This window comes from Mycoavidus sp. HKI, assembly GCF_020023735.2.
Classification (GTDB): domain Bacteria; phylum Pseudomonadota; class Gammaproteobacteria; order Burkholderiales; family Burkholderiaceae; genus Mycoavidus.
Window position 1 is genome coordinate 1,093,597 of the sequence record NZ_CP076444.2, and the last position, 12,940, is coordinate 1,106,536.

Here is a 12,940-nt window from a genome sequence, read left to right on the forward strand (position 1 = left end):
TAGCGATCGCAGCTCACCCTTTGTCACAGCCTTGGGCACCAAGAACGAATAGCGCCCCAGCATATTAATGTGGTCGTGCATAAAGGCCTCCGATGAAGATAGTTTGATGGCGGTCATCATTGCCCAGGCGCTCAATCATGGCAACTTGAGCATGGCCGAAAAATGATGAAAAGACAATTCTATTCCTGCGTCATCGTAGGCAGTACTACCTTAGCTATCGAATGCGCTAAACATCTACGTGCTGCAGGTCACGTACTCGAGGCTGTACTGCCCACAGATGAGACAGTCAATACTTGGACTATCCGTGAGGAGCTACCTCTTGTATCCTCTATAGAGCAGTTCGATAAACTACTCGCTAACAAACCCATCGATGTACTTTTTTCTATCGTTAACCCCTTCCTGCTGACGCCCTCTTTATTGCGTCATGTGCGTTACGCATTCAACTACCATGATGCGCCTTTGCCGCGCTACGCAGGAACCCATGCGACCTCTTGGGCTTTGCTGGCACACGAAAAACGCTATGCCGTTACATGGCACCAAATAGTGAGCAAGGCCGATGCAGGAAATATTGTCGTGCAGTGTCCGGTGGAGATAAGTCCTACTGATACAGCGCTGTCATTAAATTTGAAATGCTACCAAGCTGCTAGTCATGGCTTTAGCAAGCTCGTAGAGCGTCTGGCTACAGACACGCTCACGTATCAAGTGCAGGATTTAACACTTAGAAATTTTTTCGCCAAATATCGCCGCCCCAATGCTGCTGGCTGTTTATGCTGGCTGCATACGGCGCAGGATTTGTCAGCTTTGGTACGCGCATTAGACTTTGGAGGCTATCATTCTAACTCGCTAACCTTACCCAAACTCCTGTTAGCCAACTGCATTGTGCAGGTTGCCCAATTAGATATCCTAGCGCATCGTTCTGGATCTGCGCCTGGCACCTTGCTTAAGGTCGAGCCAGATCGTTGGCACATAACGACTGGTAGCGAAGATGTCGCTATTAGCAAATTTACAAACTTCATTGGCGAATCGTTCAATGCTCAACAATTAGCCCTAGAGCTAGGACTGTGCGTAGGTGATCGTCTACCCATCCTGCCAAACAAGCAGATTCAAATTTTGACCGAGGAACATGAAACGGCTGCAAAATATGAATCTTTCTGGCTTGAACGTCTGAAACATTTTAAATTGCTGCAATGGCCCTTTAAGCAATCTCATGCCTCCTCCGTCACACCGAACTGGCAAGTAAGTGAATGGTATGTCCCGAATATGCTAGAGAGTTTTGTCCAAGCTCAACGCATCGAATACCTTTTAAGCGCTTTCTTGGTTTATCTAGCCCGTATTAGCGGCGAGACTACTCTCCAGTTAGGCTGGATGCCTGCGTTACCTGCACCGCTGTTGCAGAATTTCTTCTCTCCTGTTGTACCGATGGAGATTGAAATTGATTTAAAGCGAAGTTTCTCCGAAATTCAGGCTGACGTTTCGGCCGAACATACCCGCCTCACTCAACACGCAACTTACCCGTACGATCTCATCGCACGTTACCCACAACTTCGAGCTATCGAAGCACTACGTTCACCCCGACCTTGGCAGATTGTTATCGCTATCGTGCCCAATCATGTTTCTGAAGAATTTAAAGATTCTGCGGCACAAGCCACTCGACAATTTTTTGCGGCAACAGCATGCGCAGAGCGCTTGACACTTCAATTATCGGAACAAGATGGCAGTTTCCGGTGGCTGTACGATGCGCAATATTTAACGCATGAGCAAATCGAGCAGATCACACAGCATCTATTAGAGCTCATACAAGCAGCGCTTAAGTCACAGCCCTCTCATCGGCCTGCAGGGCAATTGAATTTATTACCACCCGCTGAGCGTAAATTACTGCTGCATACCTGGGGCCAAGGCAAAACTTTGTTGCCCAATGAGCAATGCGTGCATGAACTATTTGAAGAGCAAGTGCAACGCAATCCTGAAGCAATTGCACTGTTCTTTAACGATCAACAATTAAGCTACGCTGAACTCAATATTCAAGCCAACCGTCTGGCTCATCGCTTACTCAAGCACGGGGTTAAACCTGATACGCCAGTGGCGCTTTTGCTGCAGCGTTCGCCGCAATTAATTATTGCAACCTTGGCTGTTCTTAAAGCAGGAGGCGCTTATCTGCCTTTGCCTGAACACGAGCCTGATAATCGCTTGCAAAGTGTACTTAATGAAACCCGCGCCCCACTTATATTAACGGACAACACGCTACAAAAACGCTGCGAAAACTTGGGTATCCAAGTCATTGCTGTCGATTCCGATATTTCACTAGCTAACGAATCTAGCCAGAACCATAATGTGTTCTGTGTGCCTAAGCAACTAGCCTATTTGATGTACACATCAGGCTCTACTGGCCGACCCAAAGGCATTGGTATTACCCACTACAATGTACTCAACCTGGCTTTGAATAGCTGTCTGACCGAGGCGAGAGGCCGCGTGCTACTGCATTCGCCGTATGCGTTTGATGCCTCCACGTATGAATTATGGACACCGCTCCTCACAGGTGGACAGATCGTCATCGCTCCTCCTGGCAAACTTGATACACAAGCACTGCAGGATGTGATTACACGCTACCAGGTTAGTGCGCTTTGGCTTACCGCTGGATTGTTTCAACTCATGGTAGAAGGGGATCTACACTACCTTCGCGGCGTCCGTCATTTGATGTCAGGCGGCGATGCCATCTCACCCACTACCGTCGAGCGCGTGCTCAAATATTGCCCTGAGCTGCGCTTTACGAATGGCTATGGACCTACAGAAACCACGACCTTCGCCCTCTCTTATCCGGTGCAACGGCCGTATGCAGCGCAAGCCTCAGTACCCATTGGTGCACTACTAGATAATTTACAAGCCTATGTATTAGATGCAGGGCTATGTTGCGTGCCTATCGGTATCATCGGCGAACTCTACCTGGGTGGTGCAAGCGTGGCCCGCGGCTATATCAATCGGCCAGGCTTGAGTGCGGAGCGTTTTATTGCAAATCCATTCGGCCCTGCTGGTACGCGACTGTATCGCACCGGCGATTTGGTACGCTGGCGCACTGATGGCATATTGGACTTTATCGGTCGCGCCGATCAGCAAGTTAAGGTACGCGGTTTTCGCATTGAGTTAGGCGAAGTTGAGACAGTTTTGTGTCAACATCCAGCCGTTAAACAAGCTGTAGTTATCGCTCACGGGGATCGTCCCGGCCATAAACAGTTGATTGGCTATGTCGTAGTTGAACAGAGTAGCGTTTCCAAAGGTACCCAATTTACCCCCTCAGAGCTACGGCAACATGCAGTTGAACGTTTGCCTGATCACATGGTACCGACGTGCATTATCCTGCTAGAGGCGTTACCTCTGACAAATAACGGCAAGCTCGATTTTCGAGCGCTACCCGCGCCCAGCTTTGTTTCAGAACATTACTGCGCGCCAAGCTCACCACAAGAACAGATGCTAGCCCTGCTATTTGCAGAAGTACTGGGTTTGCCACGTGTTGGCAGCGATGATAATTTTTTCGAGTTAGGTGGCGATAGCATTACCGCCATCCAGTTAGTGAGCCGCGCACGCCGGGCAGGACTGCTGATTACTTCACGCGATGTTTTTGAGCATCCGAAAGTCGCCTCACTGGCTATGATGGCTAAGCCGTTGGACAGCTCGTCAGCACAAACTGCAAATATCGCCACTGGCAAAGTGTTATCAACGCCGATTATCCGCTGGTTCTTTGAGCGAGGCGGCCCACTCAACAGTTTTTATCAATCGATGCTGCTCCAAGTCCCAGCAGCACTTGAGCCCGCGCATCTTATCACTGCCTTGCAAGCGCTACTGGATCATCATGATGCACTACGCTTACAAGCCATAGCCGCGTATGGGACTGATTGGACATTACAGATTTTGCCAGTAGGTACTATCACCGCCAAAGATTGCCTACAGCGTATTGATATCGCAGGGCTGAATGCAATAGCACGTCGAACTCGTATTCAGCAAGAAACACAGGCTGCCTCAAAACGACTAGATCCAGCGATGGGTAGCATGCTGCAAGCAATCTGGTTCGATGCAGGTGAAGATCCAGGTCGCCTGCTTTTGGTGATTCATCACTTATCAGTGGATGGCGTATCGTGGCGTATTCTCGTACCCGATCTACGCAATGCTTGGCAGGCGGCACAATCCGGAGCAAAGGAAGGAGAAAAGTCGGCCCTAGAGTTTGAGCCTAAAAGCACTTCTTTTCGGCGCTGGGCCCAGCGTCTTTCAGAAGAGGCCATGAGCACAGCTAGGTATGCTGAATTGGCCAGCTGGGAGCAGATGCTCGATGGCGCTGAGTCGCAGCTCGCCAAACGACCTCTTGATTCCGCTCAGGACACCATTGCTACAGCCAAGCAGTTGAGTCTCACGCTACCTACCGAGCTTACAGCTCCCCTACTCAGTCAAGTTCCAACGCGCTTTCATGCACAGATCAATGATGTTTTGCTGTGCGCTTTCACGCTAGCCTTGGCTGACTGGCGGCAACGCCAAGACGGGAAAGATCATCTCAATGTTTTAGTGGATATAGAAGGGCATGGGCGAGAAGCCATCGATACAGAGATTGACCTATCTCGTACAGTAGGTTGGTTTACTAGCCTCTTTCCAGTTCAGTTTTCTTTAAGTGGATTAGATATCAAGGCTGCGCTAAACGGCACGCTAGCATTGAGTCAATTATTGAAGCGCGTTAAAGAGCAATTACGCGCATTACCAGATCATGGTTTAGGTTATGGCCTGCTGCGTTATCTGAATGCGGCAACAGCGTTAATGCTTAAATACTCCGCCCAACCCCAAATCAGCTTTAATTATTTAAGTCGCTTTAGCGCCGCTGAGAATCAAAATTGGGAGCCGGTCTGCGAGGATGCGTTTAGTTTTGGTTATGATCCAAATACGCCGCTATCGCATGCTATTTCGTTGGATGCATTGACTCTGGAGCGCGCTGATGGGCCTGAATTGATCGCCCATTGGTCTTGGGCTGGGGCATTATTTTCTGACGAACAGATTCAAGATTTAGCGCAAACTTGGTTTCAGGCTTTAAAAGCTTTAGTCAACTACGCTGAACAGCACTATGCGGGTGGATTAACACCTTCTGACTTACCCTTATTAAAACTTAGTCAAAGCCAAATTGAACAATTAGAAGCTGCACAACCCAATCTAGTTGAAGACATTTTGCCGCTTTCTCCATTACAAAAAGGCCTACTGTTTCATACCCTCTACGATCCAACGGCAGCAGATGCCTATGTTGCCCAGTGGATCATGGATGTTGAAGGAGTAATGAACTACCAGGCTTTGCAAGCTGCGCTGCAAACCTTGTTACAACGCCACGCTAGCCTACGGGCAAGTTTCGCCTCTCAAGGGCTAGACGAACCGGTACAAATCATTTCCCGTGAAGTCACGCTACCTTGGCAAGAACTCGATTTGAGCCAGTTGGATGAATCCACGCGCCAAGCTGAACAAGCTCGCTTTTTACAACAAGGTCGTTTGCACCGTTTTGATCCTGTGCATGCCCCGCTGTTACGTTTCAGCTTGATTCGTCTCACAGCGAACCATTATCAATGGGTACTGACTTTCCACCACATCTTATTTGATGGCTGGTCGACATCGATTCTTATGCAAGAGCTTTTGGCCTTGTATTCTAATGGCAGTAATACGCACGCTTTAGCTCATATCCCTCCTTACCGTGATTATCTTGCTTGGCTAAAAAGGCAGGATTACCAGGCTGCTGAACACGCCTGGAAAGAGGCGTTAGAGGATTTAGAAGAGCCTTCACTGTTAATCCCGACAAAATCAATCAGTAGTGCTAGACAAGAAACATTTAGCTATAGCCTATCCGAAGCATCGACACAGGCTCTAATACAGCAAGCCCGCCAACGCAATCTCACCATCAATACTCTAATTCAGGGTGCATGGGGACTTTTGCTCAGACATTTAACCGGTCACGACGATATTGTTTTTGGCGTGACTGTCTCAGGGCGACCGCCTGAATTGCCCGGCATCGAACGTATGGTGGGGTTATTGATTAACACACTGCCATTGCGTTTGAAATTTAACCCAGCGGAATCAATTGCAGTTGCGCTAACACGTCTGCAAGACCAGCAAGCGCGTTTAATTGAGCACCAACATCTGAATTTGGCTGAGATTCAGCGCTTTACTGGATTAAGTGAGTTATTCGATACCTTAATGGTCTTCGAGAATTTCCCACTTGACCAACAAGCTTTGCAAACCGCTACGGGGGACCTGCGTATCACTGGCTTGGGTGGTGGCGATGCGACGCATTATCCGCTGAGTTTAGTGGTTTTTCCTGGAACGCAATTATCGTTTCGCCTAGGCTATCTCCCCGATGTATTTGAGCGAGAAGCGATTGAACAGCTTATGCAGAATTTTATTCGGGGTTTAGAGGCAATTGCCCAAAATCCTGACCAGCCAGTGGGCCGCATCCATTTACTCAGCACCGCAGAACAGCAGCAACTCCTGGTAGCGTGGAACGCCACGGCACAACCTGTTCCAGAAGTCACACTGTCAATGTTATTCGAGGCTCAAGTTGCTAAAACGCCTGATGCCATAGCATTGATTGCTGGTGAGCAATCCATCAGCTACGCTGAACTCAATACGCAAGTTAACCGCCTGGCACATCGCCTGATCCAACAAGGCATCAGCCCAGAGACACCGGTTGCCGTCTTGATGAAGCGCACCCCGGAACGGGTCGTCGCTACGCTGGCTATCATCAAAGCTGGTGGTGTTTGCGTTCCACTCAACGACCATGATCCTGACAGTCGTTTACAAACGCTCCTGCATCAAACCAACGCTCCCATTCTGCTGACAGATCAGATATTACAAGCGCGTTGTTCGGGCCATGAGGCTCAAATTATTATCATTGATGCTGATATTTGGTTAACCCAAGAACCGAGTCACCATCTGCATGTGGTATGTGCTCCTGAGCAATTAGCCTATCTAATGTTTACCTCAGGTTCCACAGGGCAACCTAAGGGAGTGGGTATACGTCATCACACGGTACTATATTTAGCCCACGACCGGCGTTTCAGAAGCAATGCCCAAGACCGGATATTGATGCATTCGTCACCCGCTTTCGATGTGTCTATTTATGAGCTATGGGTACCTCTGCTAGCCGGTGGAAAAATAGTGATTGCCCAAGGAGAACTTGATGTGCATACCCTGCAAAGCACCATCGAGCGGCATCAAGTCAGCGCACTTTGGCTAACCGCCGGTCTGTTTCAACTGATGGCGGAAGGAAAGTTAAACTACCTTCGCAGCGTACGTCATTTGATGGCAGGAGGGGATGCTGTCTCACCAACGGCCGTTGAGCGAGTGCTCAGACATTGCCCGCATTTACGCTTTACGAATGGCTATGGGCCCACAGAAACGAGTTTCTCAACCCTTTACTCAATACCAGCACCGTATTCAGCACAAGCTTCCATACCAATCGGTACACCTTTCGATAATGCACAAGTCTATGTTTTAGATTCAGGATTACGCCCTGCTCCAGTAGGCGTTCCTGGCGAGCTATATATTGCTGGGCATGGCGTTGCCAGAGGTTACTTTAAACGTCCAGCGCTCACTGCCGAGCGCTTTGTCGCCAATCCATTCAGCACTACTGGAGAGCGCTTTTATCGCACGGGTGATCTAGTGCGTTGGCGCGCAGACGGTACGCTTGATTTTATGGGGCGAGCCGATCACCAAGTCAAAATTCGGGGCTTTCGCATCGAATTAGGCGAAATTGAGGGCGTGTTGCAAAGTCATCCAGCGGTGGCACAAGCCGTCGTCATTGTGCGCGAGGATCAGCCTGGTCATAAGCAATTAGTGGCTTATGTTGTGCCTCATCACCCGATGAAAGAAATTGAGTCGCTTAATTTGCGTCAATATGTCGGCGAACGCCTACCCAATTATATGGTGCCTGCCGCTATTGCGCTACTGGATATATTGCCTTTATCGTCCAATGGCAAAGTGATTCGCCAGGCACTGCCCAAAGTCGAATTGAGCTCAACCCATAGTCATGCTCCGCGTTCACCGCAAGAGCTTATATTGGCCGAATTATTCGCTGACATTTTGAATTTACCAGAGGCCAATATTGACGATAATTTTTTTGATCTAGGTGGTGATTCACTTTTAGCGATGCGTTTAATCAACCGCATCCGAACCCGTTTAGGTGTTGAGATTGCGATTCGCACGCTATTTGAAGCGCCGACTGTTGCCGAGCTAGCTCAAAGCTTGAGTAGACTAGATAGTGTGCAAGAAAATTCATTTGCTGTTTTGCTTCCTATCCAACCTAAGGGAACACGCCCTCCTCTTTTTTGCATCCATCCTGTGAGTGGATTAAGTTGGAGTTATATTGGCCTGACTAAGCATTTAGATCCTGACCAACCCATCTATGGTTTACAAGCGCGTGGACTGGATGGATCTACGCCGCTTCCGCCAACACTTGAGGCTGTTGCAGCAGACTACATCGAGCAAATCCAGCGCATTCAGCCTACCGGCCCCTATTATTTATTGGGCTGGTCTTTTGGCGGTGACGTTGCTCACAGTATGGCCACTCAGCTTGAAGAGAGTGGAGAAAAAGTCGCTCTGCTCGCTTTACTCGATAGCTCTCCAAATAACTATAACTTGCCTCGTGCGCTAGAGCTTGACCCAGAGGCCTTTTACGTAAAGCTGCTGGCCCGCTTTAGCGATGAATCAATTCCAGAAGTGACGCAATCGTTATGGCAAAGAACGCGCGAAATCATACACAACAATGTGTTTATCCTAAAACGCTTCTCACCCAAAACCTTCCAAGGAGACTTGCTTTTTTTCCATGCCACGCAAGGGGAAAACGGCATCGCCTTTGTCACCTCTGCCGATTTATGGAAGCCTTATGTGCGCGGCAAGATTGAAACTCATGATATTCACTGCAAACACGAAGATATCGGCCTGCCTGAACCGACAGCACAATTTGCCCCAATTCTAGCTCGCAAGCTAAATCAGCTATTGCAGCAGACCCAACACGAAGCGAAAGAGGAATTTTAAAATGAGCAATCCATCAGCACGGATCGCAGATCTTTCTTTGAGCCACCTTGGCGCGCTTAGGTCGAGTCGGCGCATTCGACCTACCTGCCTGCTATTGCCCAAGGCATGGTTTTTCTATTTTTTAAGACGATTCAGTATTAGGCTACATGAGGCGACCCTGTCCACTGTCGAGTAAGTGCGATGCAGGATAGGTTTTTTATTGAGGTCCATCCGATGAATACTGCACAATTTGAAACGCACTCACTTGGCGTCAAGCCTGATAACGCCTATTAGCAGATTTGACCACCGGTAAAAAAGGAGTGCTTCTGTCCGATTGAGGCCACAAAAGGCGCACCCCTCCCTGCGCGGGGCCTCTTTGAGACCGCTTTCCTTACTGCGACAGAACCGGCAAATTTCTTTTATCAAGCTTTTCGATAGTTTCAGAAAAAACGAGCCGCTCTCTTCCAAATCTTTCGATCGTGGCAACTTGTGGCAATCCCAGAGATTTCCAAGTCTTGACGGAAGCATGATTATCTTCACGCGCTGTAAGGGTAATGTTTTTTGGAGTTTCCCCGGAGAGAGAGGGCAGTTTATAGCCTCGATCTAGCGCTTCAGGAATGTAATAATTCACCAGCGCAATAGCGACATGCTTGCCCAATCCTTTACCCCAATATTTGTGATGGAGTACCCGGCCTATCGCAATAGCAATGCATGAATCCCAAGAATCTGCTGCTTCCCAAGCTTTAATTAATACACTGCCAATAAACTGATCATCTTCATTTCTGTTGGTGATAGCAAAAGCGCTAAAGGCATTTCCATTTTGCCAGAGGTTTACCCACGTATTAACATGTTCTTTAGTTTGATCTGCACTCCAAACACTGCCTTCACGGTATTTTTCCATATTGGTGGGATCGCTGAATAGCCTTATGTAATCCGGTAAATTTTTTTGAGTGACTGATTTCATTTCGAGACCTTTCGTCTGTATAACCACAGTCAAGTCCCCCTTATCACCGGTTTCAAAGCGAATATCTGGCTTTGAATCAATATACGGCTGCGTGCCAATATTCATAGAACCCGTAGTATTAGAGATAGTCGACAAGATGAATTCTCCTTTAAAATAGATAGCTGTAAAACAGTGTGCAAAACTGACCAGATTGAAGCATGAAACATGCGTGGAAAAGTTTCCACTTCTGACGACTGTGCAGATCATTCAACTCGGCAAACGCTTCCATCATCCAAAGAAAGCCAACAGTAAACCCTTTTATTAGGGGCCACGTCTCGACTCTACTCCGCTTCGTGGCGTGGCCCAATTGAACGCTTTGCCCAGTACCAGGCAGCAAAACACAGCGCTGCGCCTGCATACATGGTCCAGCGGACACCGTAACAGGAGGCGGCGGTTCCCATCCATAACGCGCCAATTGCAGAGCCGCCCCGGTAGACGACACCATACAGTGCGAACACCCGTCCGCGCATGTGCTCGGCCACTTTCATTTGAACCATGGTTTGTGCACTGATCCCAGTCACCGCCAAAGAAAATCCGATCACAAAGAAAAGAGACAACGCAATAAAGAATTCATGGTTAATTGCTAGGTATAACACGCTTAACGACAAACATAGCACATGACGAATGATCAACGAAGCCAGATCTTTGGAAAGGTCTCGCCCAGTTATCCAGAGTCCTGCAACCAAAGCACCTAAACCAATCATCGTGATCAGCACTGCGAATCCGCCTGCTCCTCGCTGAAATGCCATTTCAGCGAGGGCCGGAGTCAGTTCTGGAATGCCGCGAATTCCGAGGGCGGTCAAAATGAGCATTAGAAATACTGGGCCAATTTGCGGATGCCGCGCCGTGTACCGATAACCGGCGCGCATTTCATGCCAAATGTTGGACCGCTTGTGTCCGTGCGGCTTGCTTTTTAAGCGAATGCAAAGCAGCGTAGCAATAAAAACAGCATAACTGAGTGCATTCAGAACAAAGGTGATAACAACCCCCGAACCAGCAATTACGATGCCCGCGATGGCAGGCCCGATAAATCTTGCAATGTTGAAAACAATGGAATTAACTGCTACTGCGGAAGGAAGGTCAGCTGCTTTGACCAGGCTGGGAAGCCAGGAAAGACGCGCCGGTTGGTTGATCGCGTCTGCCACGCCGAGCCCCAGTGTCAGCACAAACAGACCCTCGATATTAATTAGCCCTGTACTGGTTAAGACGGCGAGTAGCAGCGCCTGTATTAAGGCAGCGTGCTGTGTAAATAGCATGATACGCCGACGGTCATATCGATCGGCCAGTATGCCTGAGAGAGGACTTAAGAAAATGGTCGGGAACAGATCGGCAAACGCAATCAAACCCAGCCAAAAACTTGAATGAGTTAGCGTCCAAGCCAGCCAGCCGACTCCCACCCGCTGCATCCAGCGTCCAATCAGTGAAATGCAATTGCCTATCGTAAACAGACGAAAATTTTGACTGTGCAGCGATCGGAGACCTGTAGCGTAACGCGATAACCACCGGCCGAACATGGCTATATTATGCCGGTCTGCGCTGGAAAATTAAGTGTGCTCAGAACTGACAAGAGTTTTCCATTCTGCGCGATATTCACTTTATATCCAGAGCTGACGCGCGATCCGTACCCGACGATACGGCCGCTTGCAATGATTGCTACTAGGTCTCTGCAATAGGGCGCCGCGTCACTGGCAATCAGATTATGAGAATCAATATATTCCTGCACCAGAAAGCCAGTCAATTGCTGATCGGCAAACAGCGTCTTCCACTGCGCCTCAGTATGATCGCGCCCGACAAACACGCCGGCGCCACGCGTATCATACGGATTTTTTATCACCCAATTATCCTTGTTCGCCAGTATATTTTCAGCGTTAATACCCTCCCCCAACTTTCTGCTATACGGAATCATCTGCCTGATTGCTTCCTGTTCACCCAAATTGAACAAATATGAGAATCTCGGATCAGACATGACGGCAAGGCACAATTTATTATCGCCAATCCAGCGGCCTGATAAAGATGAAGGAATGACGATCTCATTATTTACAACACCAGTGCAGAAACGCTCCCACTGTGAAATATCTTTCAACGTGCGCTGCACGCCATATTTTAGGTACGCGACTTGCAATCGTGGTTTTCCGTTTTCGTAGACATCAGGTGGTGACATCATTGGACATTGATAGCCTTGATGCTGAAGAAGCTTTTGCAGATGCGGCAACTCAAGAATATTGCCATTGGGTGGATGGAGCAGCCCGATTGCATCGATCGATGTTAGTCCGCGGCGATGCGCAAGATTCGTGATCCAATCACTAAACCAACTCGGCTGCTCAAGAATGGAAGGAGCACTGCCCCAATTGCTGATAAGTTCTGCGGTTTCAGGGGCTTCACGCCAATAAGTATTAATGAAACCGAGATACGCGATGCCGCCTGGCGCGTTAGCGTTAAATTCAATAATGCGTAACGTATCGAGGCTATGCCCCATCATATCGAATCTGCAAAGGTCAACCGATCGATGCGATGGTTCACAATCTTGCATAACCCAATCATTCAATGCTTTCGGAATAGCCAAAAACGCTTGCAATTGTGCGTCATCATGATAAGCCGCGACAATCTTTTGCAGTGCAGCAAAGACCGTTTTGATCCGTTGCTGCAAAAGCGCTTCTGCCTGCTTGTGTAAACAGCAGACGCCAGGCATGATCGGCCAAGGCTTGGTCCGGTTGCCTTCGTAACTTATCACAAGCCCATCTTCTGCTGTGCGCTGCTGTACGTAAGCGTACGCTTGGCAAAATGTTTCCGATGTCTGCCCGTTACCGATTAAATCTTTATCTGGATCGATAATAGGCAGATCTTTTGTTTCTTGTCTGGTGGTGCTAAGAACAGTGTTTTCTATAGTCATATCGCCTCACCTTGATTTAGGGC

Annotated in this window: 4 protein-coding genes; 1 reads left to right on the forward strand and 3 read right to left on the reverse strand. The window is 48.6% G+C overall.

What is annotated here, in order from left to right; genetic code table 11:
• Positions 1–162: 162 nt before the first annotated feature.
• A complete protein-coding gene (locus KMZ15_RS04450; protein WP_223694586.1) occupies positions 163–9,045 on the forward strand; it encodes a non-ribosomal peptide synthetase in 8,883 nt (2,960 codons plus the stop codon).
• Positions 9,046–9,415: 370 nt separating this feature from the next.
• Here the strand turns inward: KMZ15_RS04450 and KMZ15_RS04455 are convergent, their stop codons facing one another.
• The 3 genes from KMZ15_RS04455 to KMZ15_RS04465 form a co-directional block, all read right to left on the reverse strand.
• Positions 9,416–10,123 carry a GNAT family N-acetyltransferase gene (locus KMZ15_RS04455; RefSeq protein WP_258134769.1) on the reverse strand — a complete coding sequence of 236 codons (708 nt, stop codon included), beginning with the start codon at positions 10,121–10,123 and terminating at the stop codon, positions 9,416–9,418.
• 185 nt (positions 10,124–10,308) lie between these two features.
• Positions 10,309–11,541, reverse strand: a complete 1,233-nt coding sequence (locus KMZ15_RS04460; protein WP_223694590.1) for an MFS transporter — start codon at positions 11,539–11,541, stop codon at positions 10,309–10,311.
• 2 nt (positions 11,542–11,543) lie between these two features.
• Positions 11,544–12,917 carry a hypothetical protein gene (locus KMZ15_RS04465; RefSeq protein ID WP_223694592.1) on the reverse strand — a complete coding sequence of 458 codons (1,374 nt, stop codon included), beginning with the start codon at positions 12,915–12,917 and terminating at the stop codon, positions 11,544–11,546.
• Positions 12,918–12,940: the final 23 nt, after the last annotated feature.

What these genes read in the sequence shown, in the direction of transcription:
- KMZ15_RS04465 (WP_223694592.1), bottom strand. Translation starts at nt 12,917, where the DNA reads ATGACTATAGAAAACACTGTTCTTAGCACCACCAGACAAGAAACAAAA.
- KMZ15_RS04450 (WP_223694586.1), top strand. Translation starts at nt 163, where the DNA reads ATGATGAAAAGACAATTCTATTCCTGCGTCATCGTAGGCAGTACTACC.
- KMZ15_RS04460 (WP_223694590.1), bottom strand. Translation starts at nt 11,541, where the DNA reads ATGTTCGGCCGGTGGTTATCGCGTTACGCTACAGGTCTCCGATCGCTG.